Below are 17,145 nucleotides of genomic sequence, written 5' to 3'. Positions count from 1 at the left end.
GGCAACCAAGCACCCGAGTGGAGCGGTCACAGCGAGATGTTGGCTCTCATCACCAATCTTCTGATTCGCTACTTTCTGTCCCCAAGATCCGCCGCCGGTCCCAGCGGCGGTGCGCGACGGGCCAGGTCAAGGACGCAAGCCCGGCCGCGCATCCGTCGGCGATGCAAATCATCACTGCAACCCTTTGTAGTCACGCGTCTTTCGCACGGTTCGACGGGTGTGATCACCTCCTGTAAGGAGGGAAATTCCGGCGTACGGCGAAACGGGGCGGCGGACCGGCTTCGGAATGAGTTGTGACTCGGGTCACAGTCAGGCCCAGTGAATGACTTCGATACGTTACGGACACGTCGCCGTAACCTTGCCCACCGCATGATCCGGATCACGGAGATCCGTACGCCGGCCTCCTGTAAGAATCTCAAGCGGTGCTGACGCTCGGCAGAACCTGTCGCGGACGATGGAGGATCCTGTGCCGCTGCCCTCGGAGCCCCTGCGAAAGCTGGGCTTCCTGACCATCGGGCTGTTCGACGAGGCCGACCCCGGCCGCGGCCACACCTCGACGCTCGAAATCATCCAACTGGGCGAGGAACTGGGCTTCGACAGCGCCTGGCTGCGCCACCGCCACCTCCAGTACGGCATCTCCTCCCCCGTCGCCGTGCTCGCGGCCGCCTCGCAGCGCACCAGCCGGATCGAACTGGGCACCGCCGTCATACCCCTGGGCTGGGAAAACCCGCTACGGCTGGCCGAGGACCTGGCAACGGTCGACATCCTCTCCGGCGGTCGCCTCAATCCCGGCGTCAGCGTCGGTCCCCCGATGCACTACGACCAGGTCAAGCAGGCGCTGTACCCGGATACCGCCGACGCCGAGGACTTCAGCTACGAACGCGTACGGCGACTGCTCGGCCACGTACGCGGCGAGCCGGCCACCGACTTCCACGGTGTCGAGGGCTTCGAGGTGTTCTCCGACCGGGTCCAACCGCACGCCCCGGGGCTCGGCGCCCGGATGTGGTACGGCGGCGCGAGCCTGCGCTCCGCCCAGTGGGCCGGCGAGCAGGGGATGAACTTCCTGACCAGCAGCGTGGTGAAGGCGGAGGAATCCGAGGACTTCGCCGAGATCCAGCTCTCCCACATCCGTACGTTCCGCGCCCACCACCCCGACGGCGAGCGCGCCCGTGTCTCCCAGGGTCTGGTGGTGATCCCCACCGACACCGCGTCACCGGAGCAACGCGCGAAGTACCTGGCGTACGCGGAGAAGCGGCTGCCGCGTACGGCCACGCCGCAGGGGCCGGCGCGGATGATGTTCGCACCCGATTTCGTCGGCAGCTCCGCCGAGATCGCCGAGCGGCTCTACCGGCACGCCGCGTTCCGGGAGATCGACGAGGTCGCGTTCGCCCTGCCGTTCACCTTCGACCACGACGACTACGTGCAGATCCTCACCGACATGGCCACCCGGCTCGGCCCGGCGCTCGGCTGGCAGAAAACCGGCTGATCACCGCCACCGGACCGGGCGGTCACACCCGCGACCGGCGGTGCCGGCGGACCGCGCCGGCACCGCGGGGCCACGCTGCTCAGAAGTCGAACTGGTCGATGTTGGTGGTGTCGAAGACGGTCGGCGGGCCGAGCACGACGACCCCGTCCGCGCCGACGGTGTACTCGCCGAGCTTGCCGGCGGTGAACGTGTCGCCCTCCTTGCCGCTGATGACACCCGAGGCGAGTGCGGCGCCGGCGTAGGCGGCGAGGTAGCCGAGGTCGGCCGGGCTCCACAGGGCGAAGCTCTTCACCGTGTCGTTCTTGACGAACTCCCGCATCTGGTTCGGGGTGCCGAGGCCGGTCAGCGCGACCTTGCCCTTGTACTGGGAGCCGGACAGGTAACGCGCGGCCGCGGCCACACCCACCGTGGTCGGTGACACGATGCCCTTGAGATCCGGGTACGACGCCAGCAGGCCCTGGGTTTCCTGGAACGACTTCTCGTCCTTGTCGTCGCCGTACGCGACCGTGACCAGCTCGATCTTGGCGTACTCGGGCTTCTTCAGCTCGGTTTTCATGAGTTCGATCCAGGCGTTCTGGTTGGTGGCGTTCGCCGTCGCCGACAGGATCGCGATCTTCCCCGCCCCGCCGATGGCCTCGGAGATGAGTTCGACCTGGTTCTCCGCGATGCCCTGGCCGGTGACCTGGTTGACGAACAGGTCCCGGCAGTCCTTGTTGGTGTCGGAGTCGAAGGTGACCACCTTCGCGCCGCCCTGGCGGGCCTGGTTGACCGCCCCGCAGATCGCGTTCGGGTCGTTGGCCGACACCACGATCACGTCGCTGCCCTGCTGGGTCAGGGTGTTGAGGTAACTGACCTGGGACGAGGCGCTGGCCTCGGACGGGCCGACCTCCTTGTACTCGCCCTTGAACTCCGCCACCGCCGCCTTGCCGCCGTTGTCCGAGACCGTGAAGTACGGGTTGTTCACCTGCTTGGGCAGGAAGGCGACGCTCAGACCGTCCTTGATACCGCCCCCGCCCGGGCTCGTGCCGCCCGGCGACGCGGGGTCGTCCTCGCTGGCGCAGGCGGTGCCGCCGACGAGCAGCGCCGCCAGGGCGACGACGGTCGTGCCGAGGCGCAGGCCCTTGCTCCGCTTACCTCTCATGACTGATCCTTCCTGGACGTAGGGGTACCCAGCCAGCGGGATGGGTGGTGGGGTGTTCGCTGACGGCGATCGGCACGGACGAAAAGGTCAGCCGCCGGTCGAGGGCGTCACGGCGGTTCGTCGGCGGCGCAGCCGCGCCCGCAGCAGACCTGCCGCGTTGGGTCCGACGACGGAGATGATGAGCAGGGCGCCGGTGACCACGGTCAGGGTGTCGGCCGGTACGTCGGCGAGTTGCAGGGCGTTGCGCAGGGTCATCAGCAGCAGTACGCCGGCCAGCACGCCGACCAACGTGCCCCGCCCGCCGAAGATGGAGACCCCGCCGAGCAGGACCGCAGCCACCACGGACAACTCCAGCCCGCTGCCGTTGTCGGCGCGGGCGCTGGCGTAGCGCAGGGTCCAGAAGATTCCGGCCAGCGCGGAGATGGCACCGGTGAGGACGTACAGCCAGAACTTGGTCCGGTTCACCGAGATGCCGGCGAACGTGGCGGCCTGGTTGTTGTTGCCCATCGCGTACAGGCTGCGGCCGATCGGGGTGGCGTGCAGCAGCACCCCGAAGAGCACGGCCAGCGCGGCGACGACCGGTGCCACCCATGGCACGGTGGTGCCGGGCAGCGCCTCGATCGAGTTGCCGGTCCAGGAGAACGGGAAGTCGGCGACCGCCCGGTCACCGAGCACCACGTACGCCAGGCCTCGGTAGAGGGCGAGCGTACCGATCGTCACGGCCAGCGACGGCAGCCCGAACCCGGCGACGAACAGGCCGTTGACCGCGCCGAGCAGCGTACCGAGCAGCACCACCAGCGGCAGGATCAGCGGCAACGGCAGGCCGAGGAACCAGAGCTGGCCCATCACCGCGCTGGCCAGGCCAAGGGTGCTGGCCACCGACAGGTCGATCTCGCCGGTGATCACCACCAGGGTCATCGGCAGGGCGATCAACGCGATCGGGATCACGTCGAGCAGCAGGAAGCCCCAGAAACGGGGGCTGGCGAAGCCCTCGACCAGCACCGACGAGACGACGATAACCGCGACGAGCACCACGATCACCAGTACGTCCCAGGTGCCGAGCTTGGCCAGCGAGCGGGCCGGTCGGGCCGTCCTGTCAGGCGCCACGGGGCTTCCTTCCTCGTAACCGGTGGGCGACCCGCGCCGCGAGCACCCGGTCCAGGCCGATCGCCGCGAGAATCAACGCACCGACGACCGCCTGCTGCCAGAACGGGTCGATCCGCAGCACCGGCAACGCGCTGCCGATGGTGCTCAGCAGGAGGGCGCCGAGAGCGGCCCCGTACACGGAGCCGCTGCCGCCGAAGATCGCCACACCGCCGACCACGGCGGCGGCGACCACGTTGAGTTCCATGCCACTGCCCGCGGACGCGTCGAGCGTGCCGAACCGGGCCGCGTAGAGCACCCCGGCGAGCCCGGCCAGCGCACCGCTGACCACCAGGGCACCGAACACCCGCCGCCCGACCGGGATCCCGGAGAGCCGGGCCGCCGCCGGATCCGAGCCGATCGCGTACAGCTCCCGGCCGCTGCGGTAGGACCGCAGGTAGTAGCCGGCGACCAGCAGCACCACGATCGCGAAGAGCGCCAGCACCGGTACGCCGAGCACGGTGGCCGTACCCATGGCCTTGAAACCCGACGGCAGGTCGGCGGCGTTGATCTGTTGCCCGGCCGCCCACGAGTAGTCGAGGCCGCGGAACATGTAGAGGGTGCCGAGGGTGACCACCAGCGCCGGGACCCGGGCGGCCGCGATCAGTGCGCCGTTGACGACGCCACAGAACGTGCCGAGCCCGATGCCGGCGAGGACCGCCAGCACGATCGGCGCGTCGGGCATGGCGAGGAAGAGCTTTCCGGTGGCGAACGCGGACAGCCCGAGCACCGAGCCGACCGACAGGTCGACGTTACGGGTGATGATGACGATCGCCTGACCGACCGCGAGCACCACCAGGATGGTGGCGCCCAGCATCAGGTCCTTACGGCTCTGCCCGGACAGGAAACGCGGGTTCACCGTCGTGGTGACGGCGATCAGGACCAGCAGGGCGAGCGCGATGCCCAACTCCCGTACGGCGAACAACCGACGCGCCGCGCGGACGCCCGCCCGTGCGGTGGCCGGCGGGGGCGCGCTCGCAGCCTGTCCGGCTCGGGCCGTGGTGGTCATGACGGCGTGTCCCTCCCGCCGGCTCCGGCTTGACCGGTGGCCGCCAACATCACCGATTCCTCGTCCGCCCGGTCGCGGTCGATCTCCGCGACCAGTCGCCCCTCGTGCATGACCAGCACCCGGTCGGCCATGCCCAGCACCTCCGGTAGCTCGCTGGAGACCATCAGCACCGCGACGCCGTCGGCGGCGAGCTGCGACATCAGCCGGTGGACCTCGGTCTTCGTGCCGATGTCGATGCCCCGGGTCGGCTCGTCGACGATGAGCACCTTCGGGGTGGTGGAGAGCCACTTGGCCAGCACCACCTTCTGCTGGTTGCCACCGGACAGAGTGGAAACCGGATCGGTGGGCCGCCCGGCCTTGACCTGGAGACGTTGCAGCCAGGTGCCGGCCGAGCGCCGTTCGGCCGCCCGACCGAGCAGGCCGAGCCTCGCGAGCTGCCAGCGCCGGGTCAGCGTCGTGTTGCGCTCGATCGAGAGTTCCATGACCAGCCCCTGCTGGCGGCGGTCCTCGGGCACCAGGGCCAGGCCGGCCGCCATCGCCGCCGCCGGTCTGCCGCGCGGCAGCCGTACGCCCGCCACGGCGACCTCGCCGGAGTCGTACCTGTCGATGCCGAAGACCGCCCGGATCACCTCGCTGCGGCCGGCGCCGACCAGTCCGGCGAGCGCCACGATCTCACCGCCCCGGACCCGGAAGTCGACGTCCTCGAAGACGCCGTACCGGGTCAGGTCGCGGACTTCCAGCAGCACCTCGCCCGGCTCCGTGGCGGTCTTCGGAAAGAGTTGGGTGATCTCGCGGCCGACCATCCGCCGGACCAGTTCCGGTACGTCGAGGTCGCCGACCGGGTCGGTGGAGACCCATCGGCCGTCGCGCATGACGGTGATCCGCTGGCAGAGGGCGAAGACCTCGTCGAAGCGGTGCGAGATGAACAGGACCGCGGCTCCCGACTCACGCAGCGACCGGGCGACGGTGAACAGCCGCTCCACCTCGACACCGGACAGTGCGGCCGTCGGCTCGTCCATCACCAGGACACGGGCGTCGAAGGAGAGCGCCTTTGCGATCTCGACGAGCTGCTGGTCGGCGATGGACAGGCCGTGCGCCGGGCGGTCCGGATCCAGCGTTACGCCCAGACGCGCGAACAACTCGGTGGTCCGTTGCCGCATCCGTTCCCGATCGATGCGTCGGAAGGCGCGTAGCGGCTGGCGGCCGACGAAGATGTTCTCCGCGATCGACAGATCGGGAAAGAGCGTCGGCTCCTGGTAGATCACCGCTATGCCGGCCGCCTGGGCGTCTGCCGGACCGCTGAGCACCAGCGGCCTGCCGTCGAGCATCAGCGTCCCGGTATCCGGGGCATGCACGCCGGCCAGGATCTTGACCAGTGTCGACTTGCCCGCGCCGTTCTCCCCGACGAGTGCGTGGACCTCGCCCGGACGAAGCTCCAGCGAGACGTCACGCAGGGCGGCGACGGCACCGAAGGACTTGCTCGCTCCACTCAGGGAGAGCAGTGGCTCCCCGGCGGCGTGGTCGCGCTTGGGCACGACAACCCCCAACCGATGAAACGTTTCACGAGTGGTTGATAGATAGACGTTAAGCGCAGGTTTCGTGGGTGGTCAATAGTTTTCGATGGCTGCCGAGCCGGACAGGTCAGGAAAAGCCTTTCCCCTCCGCCGCCGTACCACAGGTGGGGCCTGCGTGCATCCCCACAGGATCTGCGGCGTGACCGAGCTCCGGAGTGGACGACGACCGCCGATGGCCGCACCAGCCGCCACTTCGCTGAGCCCCGGCACAGGGGGCATTCTTGAGACGGTTCAACACTGTCGCCTTCGATCTCGACCGGCCCGACGCCGTCGCCCGGGCAACCCGTCTAGCCGAGGAGGCGCTCGATGAACAGGGTGGCGCCGACGACGACCATCGCGGCACCCGAGAAGCGGCCGACCACGCGGGCGGCCATCGGGCGCGTGTGCAGGACCGTCCGGGCGAGGAAACCGAGGACGAGGTAGAACACGGCGCAGGTCACCATGAAGGCCAACCCGAGCACCCCGATCTGACCGGCCACCGGCAGGCGCCCGCGCGGGTCGGTGAACTGCGGCAGCAGGGCGAGGAAGATCAGCAACCCCTTCGGATTGAGCCCGCTCACACCGACGCCCCGCGCGAAGGTGCCCCAGTCGGTGCCGCCCGGCATGGCCGGCACGGCTCCCGGCGCCACGGTCGGGACCGCGCCCGGGACGGAGGGTCTGGCGAACGTGGTCACCCCGTGCCACATCAGGTAGAGGCCACCGACGACGGTCAGTCCGGTCAGGACGGCCGGTGAACCCGCGACCAACGCGCCGACTCCCGCGGCGACGACGACGGTGACCACGGCGTAACCGGCGACCAGACCACCGACCGCGAGCAGGACCGAATGCCCGCGCAGTCCCGCACCGATGGTGAAGGCCCAGTCCGCGCCCGGTACGACGATCAACAGCAGGGCGACCAGCCAGAAGGCGAGCACGGCACCGGCGGCCATGGGTGCTCCTTCCTCCGCTTACTCGTGGTTACCGAAACGATATCGACGAACTGCCCAAAGGTGCTTCCAACTTCGCCCCCTCCAGGGACTGTTCGTGGAAGGATCTACTCGATGGACGCCATCGATCGAAAAATCCTTGCGCTGCTACAGGAGGACGGTCGTCTGACCATCACGGAACTGGCGACCCGGATCGGGTTGAGCATCTCGCCATGCCACCGGAGGTTGCGGGAGCTTGAGCGCAGCGGCACGATCCGGGGCTACCGGGCGATCGTGGACGCCACCGCCGTCGGTCTCACCTTCCAGGCACTCGTCTTCGTCACCATGCGCCAGGAGGACCGCGACACCCTGCTGGGCTTCGAGGCGGCCGTCGCCCGCATCCCCAACGTCGTGCAGGCCCAGCGGCTCTTCGGCGACCCCGACTACCTGCTCCGGATCGTCACCGCCGACCTGGCCGCGTACCAGCAACTGGAGGACGACACACTCGCCGTGCTCCCCGGCATCCAGCGGCTGAACTCCACGCTCGTCATGAAGCAGGTCGTCGACGACCGGCCGCTGCCCACCTAGGAGCGGTGCCGCGGGTGCCCGCGGTCCCGGTCATCCGGGGCGGTCCGGGTCGCCCCGGGATGGCCCGGTCGGTAGGGACTCCAACGCGAAGCGCCGCACCAGGTTGGGCAGGATGGTCCGCAGCGCGCTGACCGTCTGCTGCCGGTTACCACCGGCGTCGTGCATCAACACGATCGAACCGGCGGTGACGCCTGCGGTGACGTTCGACGCGATGCTGCCGGCGCCGGGCCGGTCGTAGTCCTTCGAGTCCACGTCCCAGTGCACCGAGGTCATGCCGAGTTCCCAGGCCGTGGCCACCGCCCCGGTGGTCCAGTACCCGTACGGCTGGCGGTAGTAGGCGATCCGCGCCTGCGGCACCGCGGCCCGGATCGCCTCGTTGGTACGGGTCAGGTCGGCCCGGATCGCCGCCTTCGTCCGCCTGCCCAGTACCGGGTCGTGGGACCAGGAGTGGTTGCAGAGGGTGTGGCCAGCGGCGGCGATCGCCCGGACCAGCTCCGGGTACGCCGCGGCCAGCTCGCCGACCAGGCAGAAGGTCGCCCTGACCCGGTGACGTTCCAACTCGGCGAGGACCTGCGGGGTGTACTGCGGGTTCGGCCCGTCGTCGAAGGTGAGCGCCACGTAGCCCGAGCCGGTGCCGAGCCGGCTGCCGTACGGGCCGTCGGTTCCCATCGGCAGTCGTGGGCGGTCGTCGGCGAACGGCGCGTCCGAACCGGGATCGGCCGGGGCGTCCGGGCCAGGGCCGGCCGACGTCCGGGGCGTACCGGGCGGGTCCGCGGGCACCGGTGAACCGGCGACGGCACCGGACGGGCTCGGCGCGGTCGGGGTACCGGGCAGGTCGCCGGTCGGTCCGGGCGAAGTGCGGGGCAGGTCGGGTGACGGCGCGGGCGAGGCGCCGAGCAGGTCCCGTGGTGGCCCGGGTGTACCGAGCACCCGGGCGAGGACGTAGCCGCCACCCAGCATGGAGCCGACCACCAGCCCGAGGATCATGATCAGACGGAGGCTGGACGGGCTGGTCAGCCCGGTACGGCGGCGCCCGTACCGGACGGTCGCCGGCCGGGCACCACGCCTGCACACCATGCCGCCTCCTTGTGCGCCGCACCCGAACCCTCAGGGTACGTACGATTTCAGGAGGAAACAGAGGCTCTTCGTATTAGTCAGACTTCAGGGCATCCGTACCTTTGGTGCACCCGGGACCGTCCGGCTCGTCAGCGTAGGGCCGCCTCGATGACCCGCAGCACCGCGATGCTGTCGCGCGGATCGACCGGCGGTCGCGTACCCGTGCGCAGCGCGGTGGCCAGCGCCGGGTAGTACGACTCGTACGAGCCCCGCCGGGTGGGCACGTCGCGTAGGTCGGGGGTGGCACCGAGGCGCCCCCACCGCTCCCGGGGTGTCACCCCGAAGTCCGCGTCGCCGGGCCGGGAGCCCGCCAGGAGCTGGGACTCCTGCGGGTCGAGGCCGAAGGTCACGTAGGAGCCGCGGGTACCGCGCAGGACGAAGCGGGGCCGCACCTGGGCGGCCACGCTGCTCATCCACAGCCGGCTGCGGACCCCGCTCTCGTGCTCCAGCGACACGAGTACGTCGTCGTCGTTCACCGCGCCCGGTCGCCGGGCGTCGACCTCGGCGTGTACGGCGCGGACCGGGCCGAAGAGCAGGAGTGCCTGGTCGACGAGGTGCGGTGCGAGGTCGTACAGGATGCCCCCGCCGTCGGCGAGCACGGTGCGGTCCTTGCGGCCGTCGGTGACCTCGGGCTTCCACCATTCGAAGGCGGACTCGAAAGCGAAAACGTCGCCCAGTTCGCCGGAGGCGAGGACCTCGCGCACGGTGAGGAAGTCGCCGTCCCAACGCCGGTTCTGGAACACCGTGAGGGTGCGGCCCGCGGCGTCGGCCGCCGCGACGAGTCCCTCCGCCTCGGTCGCGGTCAGCGCGAGCGGCTTGTCGACCACGACGTGCAGGCCCGCGTCGAGCGAGCGGCGGGCCAGCTCGACGTGGGTGTCGTTCGGCGTGCAGACGACGGCGAGGTCGCAGTCGCCGGCAAGCGCGAACGCCGCGTCGGCGTCGGCCACCACCCGGGCACCGGGATGGTCGGCGCGCGCCGCCTCGGCCCGGCCCGGATCCGACGTGACGATCACGTCGACGCGGTAGTCACCGGCGGCGGTGAGCAGCGGGCCGTGGAACACCCGGCCCGCCAGTCCGTAACCGAAGAGCAGGACACGCAGCGGCTGCGAAGGAGTTTGGGACATGGCGGTTCCCTCTTGGTCGGTGATGGTCGTCTGGCTGGTCATGGGCGTCTGTGGTGCCGGTCAGGCGGGCAGGGTCGCCGGGTCGACGCGGGCCGCGACGAGGTCCAGGTCGGCCCAGAGCGCATCCGGTACGGCGATCGACGCGAGCGCCACCGCCTCGTCGATCCGCTCGGGACGCGACGCACCGATGATGGTGCTGGCGATCCTCGGGTCACGGGTGGAGAACTGGATCGCGGCCGCGGCGAGCGGCACCCCGTGGTCGCGGCACGCCGCTTCCATCTCACCGATGGCGTCAAGCAGCTCGGCCGGCGCCTCCCGGTACGCGTACCGGTGTGAGCCGCCGGCACCCGAGCCGAGGATCCCCCCGCCGAGCACGGCGGCGTTGACGACACCCAGCCCCATCGAGGCGGCGAGTTCGACCAGCGGACCGGCGGACCGGTTCACCAGCGTCCACCGGTTGTGCGTGAGTACGACGTCGAAGTACCCCGTACGGACGTACCGCTCGATTGTCCCGAGGTCGCCGCCGGCGACACCGATCGAGGTGGCCACACCACGGTCGCGCAGTTCCCGGAGCACGTCAACGGGTCCGCCGGGCTCCATGATCTGGTCGAAGTCGTTCTTCTCCGGATCGTGCAGGTACAGCAGTGGAACCCGGTCGAGCCCGAGGCGTCGCAGGCTCTGCGCGATCGACCGTCGGGCCTGCGCCCCGTCGAACGTACCGGAGTCGAGGTCGCGGGCGATCTTCGTGGAGAGGACGTACCCCTCGGGCAGTCCGCCGACCTGTCTGATCGCCGCGCCGATCCGGCGTTCCGACTCCCCCGCGCTGTACGCCGCCGACGTGTCGAGCGCGCGTACCGGCCCCGTCAGCGCCGCCAGGGCCGTGGCGACTCCCGCCTCCGGTGGCACCTCGCGGCCGAAGTTGCCCGGCATCGAACCGAGCGGCGCGCCGCCGATCGTCAGCGGGGTGATCTGCAGCCCGGTCGCGCCCAGCGGACGGGTCGAGACCTCGTGGTCGGGACTGTGCATGGCTGTCAGCTCCGGGGGATCCAGTCGAAGAAATGGTGGTCGGCCGGCTCCATGTGGGCCAGTGCCGCCTCGCGGTCGATCTCGATACCCAGGCCGGGTGCGGAGCCGACCGTGACGAAACCGTCGACCACTATCGGGTCCGGCAGGCCCCGCACGATCGAGTACCACCAGTCGTGGGTCGGCACCGGGTACTCGAACGCGATGAAGTTGTCCGGCAGCGTCGCGCACACCTGTACCAGGGCTGCCAGCCCGAACAGCCCGCTGCTGACGCCGTGCGGGGCGATCTGGATCCCGTGCAGGTCCGCGTACTCGGCGATCCACTTCAGCTCGGCGATGCCGCCGACGTCGCCGGGGTCGGGGCCGATCACCCGTACCGCCTGGGTCGAGATCAGTTCCTTGTAGTTGTTACGCAGGTAGATCTGCTCACCGGTGTGCGTACGGACGCTCGTCGCCCGGGTCACCTCGCGGTACTGGGCGGCGTCGACCCAGGGCACGCCGTCGCCGCTGAGCAGGTCCTCCGCCCAGACGATGTGCAGCGGTTCGAGCGCGCGCAGCACCGTGATGGCATCCGGGACGGTGAAGCCCGGTCCCATGTCCAGGGCCAGGCCGCGGTGCTCGCCGAGCACGTCCGTCATCGCCTGCACCGAGGCGATGACGTGGTCGATTCCCTTCCGGGTCAGCATGCCGCGGTTCGGGTGCTTGGGCCCCTCGCGCAGGTCGCCGTAGAAGAAGTCGGACACGTTCGGCGCCATGAAACCGTGGAACCCGACGCCCTCCTTGAACAGGGTGAAGCCCTCCGGCGCGGCAGCCATCTCGGCCATCGACGCCGCGTAGTCCTCCGGCTCGTGCCCCCGCAGGACCGGCCGTACGCCACCGTTGTAGACCCGTACCCGGTCCCGGACCTTGCCGCCGAGCAGCTTGTGGACGGGCAGGCCGGCTGCCTTCCCGGCCACGTCCCACAGCGCCATCTCGATCGCCGAGACCAGGGCCCCCCACGGCTTGAAGCCGCCGAACCGGCGGATCCGGAGCATGCACCGCTCCACGTCGGTGGGGTCCTGCCCGACGAGGAGATCCGAGTAGAGCCCGACCAGGGTGTGTATCGCCGGCTTGGAGTACTCGATCTCGCCGAAACCGTCGATGCCCTCGTCGGTGACCACCCGGACGATCGGACTTGCCCCGATGACGGCGCAGCGGACGTCAAGGATCTTCATAGTGTCAGTGCTCTCTTTCGAAGCGCGGTGGGCGCTCAGCCCTTGACCGCGCCGCTGGTCAGTCCGCCGATGAGGTACCGCTGCAACGCGATGAAGACGATGACCACGGGTACGGTCAGCACCACCGACGCCGCCATCGTCGACCCCCAGTCGACGTGGTATTCGGTCGCGAACTCCGTCAGGGCGACCGGCGCGGTCCGCGCGGACTCCGACGTGGCGAACACCGAGGCGAACAGGAACTCGTGCCACGACTGGAGGAAGGCGAACATGCCGGCGGCGGCGAGCCCCGGTGCGGCGATCGGAAGCGTCACGTAGCTCACCGCGTCGAACCGGGAGCCGCCGTCGATCTCGGCGGCCTCCTCCAGGGAGATCGGTATCGCCGCGATCTGGTTGCGGATCATCCAGGTGACCAGCGGCACCGTGATCGTGAGGTGGACGAACGCGAGCCCGATGGTCGTGTCCAGCAACTGCAGCTTGTTGACCATCTTGTACAGCGGCAGCAGCAGCACACTCAGCGGCACCAGTTGCCCGACGAGGATGAACAGCGCGACCGAGCGGGCGCCCTTGAACTTGAATCGCGCGAGCGCGTACCCGGCGCTGAAACAGAAGATCAGCGTGGCCGCCGCGACCAGCAGGCCCACGATGATGGAGTTCACCAGGGCATGCGGCATCGACGACTGGGTGAAGACGTTGGTGTAGTTGTCGAACGTCCAGTGCTTGGGCGTCAGCGTCGGCGGGATCGCGAAGATCTCGCTGCCCGGCTTGAACGACGTGAAGACCATCAGGACGATCGGCCAGAGCGTCCAGACCAGCACGGCGGCGAGCGCGACCCAGGTGAGCACCGCGAGCACGGGGCGCCGGGCGAAGGACCGGGTCATGACAACTCCTCCAGGTCGGACCGCATCGCTCGCGCGTAGATCGCCACGAACACCGCGCAGATCGCCAGCTGCAGCACCGCGATCGCGGAGACCAGCGACTGGTCGCCGCGCTGGAATGCCTGGTACAGCTGGATCGGCAGGATGGTCGAGGCACCGGCCGGGCCGCCGCTCGTCATCACCCAGATGATCGTGAACGAGTTGAGCGCCCAGGTGACCAGCGTCAGGACGGCGATCCAGGTGGTCGAACGGATGGCCGGCAGCACGATGTAGGCGAAGGTCTGCCAGCCGGACGCCCCGTCCAGCCGGGCCGCCTCGTACCGTTCGGCCGGGATGCCGGTCAGCGCCGCCGAGACCATGAGCATCACGAACGGTGCCGTGGTCCAGATCTGGATCAGCGCGACGGCGTAGAGCACCACATCGGGGTTGGACAGCCAGGCGATCGGGTGCTGGATGACGTTGGCCTGGATGAGCCAGTGGTTGACCAGGCCGTAGTCGCTGGACAGGCTCCAGCGCCAGACCGTCGCGCCGACCACGCCGGGGATGATCCACGGGATCATGAACAGTCCGCGCCACGCCCCGGTGAGCCGCAGGTACGGCGAACGCAGCAGCAACGCGGCCGCGTACCCGATCAGGACCGCGCCCGCGACGGACACCAGCGTCCAGACGAGCGTGTTGAGCATGATGCGCCCGAAGTTCGGCGCGTCGAACAGCCGGCTGAACGCGTCGGTGTCGGAGAGGGCGCGCTGGAGAACCGCGATGACCGGGACGACCGTCAGGACTGCCATCAGGATGGCGGCCGGGAGCATGAGGGCGATCCCGCGGCGGGTCGCCCCCGTGCCGGGCCGGCCGGCCGGGCGTGAACCCGGCCGGCTGGTCCGACGCACCGTGTCGGTCGTGCTCACTTGGCGCCGCCGAGGTTCTTCTCGGCCTGGGCCATGATCGCGGCAGCCCCCTCCTGCGGGCTCTTCGATCCGAGCGCGATCTCCTGGATCGTGTCGTGTACGAACGGGATCATCGCGGTCCACCGGGGGTCGTTCGGGGCGGGGACCGAGTACTTCGCGAGCTGCTCACCGAAGGGCTTGCGGACGTCGGTCTGGAACTTGGCGTCCTGGGTCGCGCTCACCCGCGCGGGGAAGGTCAGGGTGAGGCTCGCCATGTTCTCCGGGCGTCCGAGGAAGGACGCGAGCGTCTTCGCGCCGTCGAGGTTCTTGGCCTTGCTCGGCACGATGTAGGTCCAGCCGACACCCTCCTGCACACCGGGTCCGCTCGGGCCGGGGGCGATGGCGGTCGCGACCGGGAACTTCTGCGTCGCCGCCGTGTCGGCGTCGAACACGCCGCCCAGGTACATGCCGACCCGACCCTGGAGGAAGAGGTCGCGGATTCCCGTGTTGTCCAGCTCGAACGAGCTCTTGGTGGCGTACCCGTCGACAACCGACTTGCCCATGAGCTGCAGCGCCTGCTCGACCGAGTCCTGGGTGAACTTCGGCGTACCGTTCTCGATCGTCGTGCCGTTCTGCAGGGCGAAGTCGAGGAAGCGCAGGGTCAGGTCGCTGGGGTCACCCTGCATCGGCCACGCCGTTCCGGCGACGGTCGAGGTGGTGAGCTTCTTGGCGTCCTCGACGAACTCCGCCCAGGTGGTGGGCGGGCCGGCGATGCCGGCCTTGTCGAACAGGTCCTTGTTGTAGATGAGCGCGTTCGTCGCCCACCGGTACGGCACCGCGTACGTCTTGCCGTCGACGGAGAGCGTCTCGGTCAGCCCGGGGGCGAAGTCCGAAGCCGGCATCTTGTCGTCGTAGAGGCTGGTCAGGTCGGCCAGTTGTCCCTTGTCGATGTAGGTCTTGGTACGCGCGATGGACTCGGTGATCAGGTCGGGTGCGTTGCCGGCGTCGAGCGCGACGGACACCTTGTTCGCGACCGTGGCACCGGTCGTCTTCACCATCTCGACGTGCAGCGAGGGGTTCTCGCTCTCGAACTTCTGTACCAGGGTCGTGGCGACGTCCCAGTCCCAGTCGGGAACCCACCAGGTCACGGTGTCGGACGAGTCGGTGGAACTCCGGGTGGCGTTGTACACGATGACACCCACAACTGCGAGCACCACCACGGCCACCGCCGCGAGCAGTGCTGTTGTGCGTGGACGAATGGTCATCTCTCTGCTCCGTTGCTCAAGAGGCAAAGTCCCGGCAGGCGGGGCGAAGCGCCGGCCGTGACGAGCAGTGTCATCCTGTACGTACAGGATGTCAACCCTTCGAATCGAGTCCGAAACAGCAGCCCCGGTGCCGGTCGAATCGGTCCGGAATATGGGCTCTAACGGGCGATTTACGTGCAGGTCGGACGACGATTCGTGGGCGAAGAGCGCATGAAGCCCTATTGGCGGTATTTGCCGGTTATAGGCGTCTCGACGGCTTGTCATCGCAAGCGGAGTCGGACCGTCGACCCGCTGGGGCCAGGGACGGACGCGGCTGCGCGAGCCGCGGCGGGCCGGCGGCTGCGCGGTCGAGCCGGCCGCGGGTGTGACGCAAAACGTCGCGACGTGCGGCTACGTCAACGCGACGGTGAGCGGCTATGGTCGTCACCGTGCACCCTGTTCCCGCCATCGACCGTGGCTCCGCGCTGCCGTTCTATCACCAGCTCAAGCTGCTGATAGTCCAGGACATCTCGGCGCGTGGGCTCGAACCGGGCGACCGGCTGCCCGGCGACTTCGAGCTGTGCGAGCGGTACCGGGTGTCGCGGACCGTCGTCCGCCAGGCGCTCCAGGAACTCGAACTCGAAGGGGTCATCTCGCGGGTCAAGGGCCGGGGGACGTTCGTCGCCGACCGCAAGACGTCCGAGGGCTTCGGGCACGCGATGATCGGCCTGTTCGAAGAGGACGTCCGGGGTCGCAGCGGTGAACAGTCGATCGCGGTACGGCGGCTGGAGACCGTACCGGCCAGCGCCGCGGTCGCCGCCGAACTCGGGGTGGCGCCCGGTAGCACCGTCGTCGAGATCGAACGACTGCGGATGGTCAACGAGGAGCCGTGGGCGCTGACCATCACGCAGCTACCGCTCTCCATCGGCCGGTTCGTGCTCGACGAGGACCTGTCGAACGTCTCCCTCTACGGACTGCTGGAACGCAAGTACGGCGTCCAGTTCGCGACCGGACGGCGCTCGATCGAGGCAGGACTCGCGAGCGAGTCGATGGCAGAGGCGCTCCAGGTTCTTCCCGGTGCTCCCCTGCTGATCCTGCGCAGCCTCGCGTTCGACGACTCCGGCATGCCGCTCGAACGGTTCGCCGGATTCCACCGCGGCGACCTCAGCCGATTCCTCGTCGACGTACACCGCAAGCAGCCCACCGAGTAGCGGACCGCACCGGCGGTACGGGACCGTCACTGCCGGCGTACCCGGGACCGGAGCGTGTACACCCGAGCCGGCACACCTCGGTTGCGCGTACCGCTGTTTGGTCGGCCGGCCGCGGGGAAGCCCGTCGTTGCAGGCGTCAGCGGGACGACCCGCCGGGCGTGCCCGCCGCGCAACGAGGAGGCTCCGACGTGACGTACGACGATTTCATCGCCACCGTCGCCCGACGGACAGGTCATTCGACCGAGCAGGCCACCGCCCTCACCTACGCCACACTCCAGACGCTGGCCGAGCGGATCAGTGCGGGCGAGTCGCAGGACCTGGCCGACAAGGTCCCCACCCGACTGGCCGATTCGCTGCGCAAGCCGTCGAGCCGCGAGTTCGCCGACCCGTTCGACCTCGCCGAGTTCCTGCGACGGGTGGGTGAGCGCGCCGGCTTGGACGACGCGCAGGCGGCACCCGGCGCGGCGGCGGTGCTGAGTACGCTGCGCGAGGCGGTGCCGGACTACGAGTTCGACGACATGCGCTCGCAGTTGCCGACCGGCATCCGCCAGATGACCGAGCCGGTGAACACGCCGGGCCTCAGCGGGTGAACGACCCGCTCGGGTACG

At 69.5% G+C, this 17,145-nt stretch carries 16 protein-coding genes; 4 read left to right on the top strand and 12 right to left on the bottom strand.

Annotated elements, in window-relative coordinates; genetic code table 11:
* The first annotated feature begins 466 nt into the window (after window positions 1-466).
* Window positions 467-1,486, top strand: coding sequence for an LLM class flavin-dependent oxidoreductase (locus AB0J90_RS28970; RefSeq protein ID WP_363601174.1), 1,020 nt, complete (start codon window positions 467-469; stop codon window positions 1,484-1,486).
* Window positions 1,487-1,565: 79 nt separating this feature from the next.
* Here AB0J90_RS28970 and rhaS read toward each other — a convergent pair whose 3' ends face one another.
* The 5 genes from rhaS to AB0J90_RS28945 all read right to left on the bottom strand — a co-directional run bounded on the left by rhaS (window position 1,566) and on the right by AB0J90_RS28945 (window position 7,282).
* Complete coding sequence (gene rhaS / locus AB0J90_RS28965) at window positions 1,566-2,627, bottom strand: rhamnose ABC transporter substrate-binding protein (RefSeq protein ID WP_363601172.1); 1,062 nt, start codon at window positions 2,625-2,627, stop codon at window positions 1,566-1,568.
* 87 nt (window positions 2,628-2,714) lie between these two features.
* The gene (locus AB0J90_RS28960) at window positions 2,715-3,734 is read right to left on the bottom strand and encodes an ABC transporter permease (protein ID WP_363601170.1); all 1,020 of its coding nucleotides are present in this window, start codon (window positions 3,732-3,734) and stop codon (window positions 2,715-2,717) included.
* Complete coding sequence (locus AB0J90_RS28955; protein ID WP_363601168.1) at window positions 3,724-4,779, bottom strand: ABC transporter permease; 1,056 nt, start codon at window positions 4,777-4,779, stop codon at window positions 3,724-3,726. Before AB0J90_RS28955 ends, AB0J90_RS28960 begins: the two co-directional genes overlap by 11 nt.
* Window positions 4,776-6,314 carry a sugar ABC transporter ATP-binding protein gene (locus tag AB0J90_RS28950; RefSeq protein ID WP_363601166.1) on the bottom strand — a complete coding sequence of 513 codons (1,539 nt, stop codon included), beginning with the start codon at window positions 6,312-6,314 and terminating at the stop codon, window positions 4,776-4,778. The genes AB0J90_RS28955 and AB0J90_RS28950 overlap by 4 nt, the downstream gene beginning before the upstream one ends.
* 326 nt (window positions 6,315-6,640) lie before the next feature.
* Window positions 6,641-7,282, bottom strand: coding sequence for a LysE family transporter (locus tag AB0J90_RS28945; RefSeq protein ID WP_363601164.1), 642 nt, complete (start codon window positions 7,280-7,282; stop codon window positions 6,641-6,643).
* 111 nt (window positions 7,283-7,393) lie between these two features.
* Between AB0J90_RS28945 and AB0J90_RS28940 the strand changes: the two genes are divergently transcribed.
* A complete protein-coding gene (locus AB0J90_RS28940) occupies window positions 7,394-7,846 on the top strand; it encodes an Lrp/AsnC family transcriptional regulator (protein ID WP_363601162.1) in 453 nt (150 codons plus the stop codon).
* 30 nt (window positions 7,847-7,876) lie between these two features.
* On the opposite strand, the gene AB0J90_RS28935 is transcribed toward AB0J90_RS28940, so the two are convergent.
* The 7 genes from AB0J90_RS28935 to AB0J90_RS28905 all read right to left on the bottom strand — a co-directional run bounded on the left by AB0J90_RS28935 (window position 7,877) and on the right by AB0J90_RS28905 (window position 15,347).
* Window positions 7,877-8,923 (bottom strand): polysaccharide deacetylase family protein, encoded by a 1,047-nt coding sequence (locus AB0J90_RS28935; RefSeq protein WP_363601160.1) that lies wholly within the window; start codon window positions 8,921-8,923, stop codon window positions 7,877-7,879.
* 128 nt (window positions 8,924-9,051) lie between these two features.
* A complete protein-coding gene (locus AB0J90_RS28930; protein WP_363601158.1) occupies window positions 9,052-10,086 on the bottom strand; it encodes a Gfo/Idh/MocA family oxidoreductase in 1,035 nt (344 codons plus the stop codon).
* 60 nt (window positions 10,087-10,146) lie between these two features.
* The gene (locus AB0J90_RS28925; protein WP_363601156.1) at window positions 10,147-11,112 is read right to left on the bottom strand and encodes an aldo/keto reductase; all 966 of its coding nucleotides are present in this window, start codon (window positions 11,110-11,112) and stop codon (window positions 10,147-10,149) included.
* 5 nt (window positions 11,113-11,117) lie between these two features.
* A complete protein-coding gene (locus AB0J90_RS28920) occupies window positions 11,118-12,323 on the bottom strand; it encodes a mandelate racemase/muconate lactonizing enzyme family protein (protein WP_363601154.1) in 1,206 nt (401 codons plus the stop codon).
* A gap of 35 nt (window positions 12,324-12,358) precedes the next feature.
* Window positions 12,359-13,201 carry a carbohydrate ABC transporter permease gene (locus AB0J90_RS28915; protein ID WP_363601152.1) on the bottom strand — a complete coding sequence of 281 codons (843 nt, stop codon included), beginning with the start codon at window positions 13,199-13,201 and terminating at the stop codon, window positions 12,359-12,361.
* Window positions 13,198-14,007, bottom strand: coding sequence for a sugar ABC transporter permease (locus tag AB0J90_RS28910; protein WP_363601150.1), 810 nt, complete (start codon window positions 14,005-14,007; stop codon window positions 13,198-13,200). Before AB0J90_RS28910 ends, AB0J90_RS28915 begins: the two co-directional genes overlap by 4 nt.
* A gap of 92 nt (window positions 14,008-14,099) precedes the next feature.
* Entirely contained in the window at window positions 14,100-15,347 is a 1,248-nt protein-coding gene (locus AB0J90_RS28905) for a sugar ABC transporter substrate-binding protein (RefSeq protein ID WP_363601148.1), read from the bottom strand.
* 428 nt (window positions 15,348-15,775) lie between these two features.
* On the opposite strand from AB0J90_RS28905, the gene AB0J90_RS28900 reads away from it, so the two are divergent.
* Both AB0J90_RS28900 and AB0J90_RS28895 read left to right on the top strand, forming a co-directional pair.
* Window positions 15,776-16,537, top strand: coding sequence for a GntR family transcriptional regulator (locus AB0J90_RS28900; protein WP_363601146.1), 762 nt, complete (start codon window positions 15,776-15,778; stop codon window positions 16,535-16,537).
* A 188-nt stretch (window positions 16,538-16,725) separates the two neighbouring features.
* Window positions 16,726-17,127: a DUF2267 domain-containing protein gene (locus AB0J90_RS28895; RefSeq protein ID WP_363601144.1), complete on the top strand. Its 402-nt coding sequence runs from the start codon at window positions 16,726-16,728 to the stop codon at window positions 17,125-17,127.
* Window positions 17,128-17,145: the final 18 nt, after the last annotated feature.

The organism is Micromonospora sp. NPDC049523 (genome assembly GCF_040676775.1).
Lineage (GTDB): Bacteria > Actinomycetota > Actinomycetes > Mycobacteriales > Micromonosporaceae > Micromonospora_G.
The sequence above is the reverse complement of the archived record's forward strand: the minus strand, read 5'-3'. Positions and strand labels throughout refer to the sequence as shown.

Bases quoted from the DNA above. Each gene is read 5' to 3' on its own strand.
- AB0J90_RS28915 (WP_363601152.1), bottom strand. From the start codon at position 13,201: ATGACCCGGTCCTTCGCCCGGCGCCCCGTGCTCGCGGTGCTCACCTGG.
- AB0J90_RS28955 (WP_363601168.1), bottom strand. From the start codon at position 4,779: ATGACCACCACGGCCCGAGCCGGACAGGCTGCGAGCGCGCCCCCGCCG.
- AB0J90_RS28925 (WP_363601156.1), bottom strand. From the start codon at position 11,112: ATGCACAGTCCCGACCACGAGGTCTCGACCCGTCCGCTGGGCGCGACC.
- AB0J90_RS28940 (WP_363601162.1), top strand. From the start codon at position 7,394: ATGGACGCCATCGATCGAAAAATCCTTGCGCTGCTACAGGAGGACGGT.
- AB0J90_RS28910 (WP_363601150.1), bottom strand. From the start codon at position 14,007: ATGCTCCCGGCCGCCATCCTGATGGCAGTCCTGACGGTCGTCCCGGTC.
- AB0J90_RS28905 (WP_363601148.1), bottom strand. From the start codon at position 15,347: ATGACCATTCGTCCACGCACAACAGCACTGCTCGCGGCGGTGGCCGTG.
- AB0J90_RS28945 (WP_363601164.1), bottom strand. From the start codon at position 7,282: ATGGCCGCCGGTGCCGTGCTCGCCTTCTGGCTGGTCGCCCTGCTGTTG.
- rhaS (WP_363601172.1), bottom strand. From the start codon at position 2,627: ATGAGAGGTAAGCGGAGCAAGGGCCTGCGCCTCGGCACGACCGTCGTC.
- AB0J90_RS28920 (WP_363601154.1), bottom strand. From the start codon at position 12,323: ATGAAGATCCTTGACGTCCGCTGCGCCGTCATCGGGGCAAGTCCGATC.
- AB0J90_RS28930 (WP_363601158.1), bottom strand. From the start codon at position 10,086: ATGTCCCAAACTCCTTCGCAGCCGCTGCGTGTCCTGCTCTTCGGTTAC.
- AB0J90_RS28935 (WP_363601160.1), bottom strand. From the start codon at position 8,923: ATGGTGTGCAGGCGTGGTGCCCGGCCGGCGACCGTCCGGTACGGGCGC.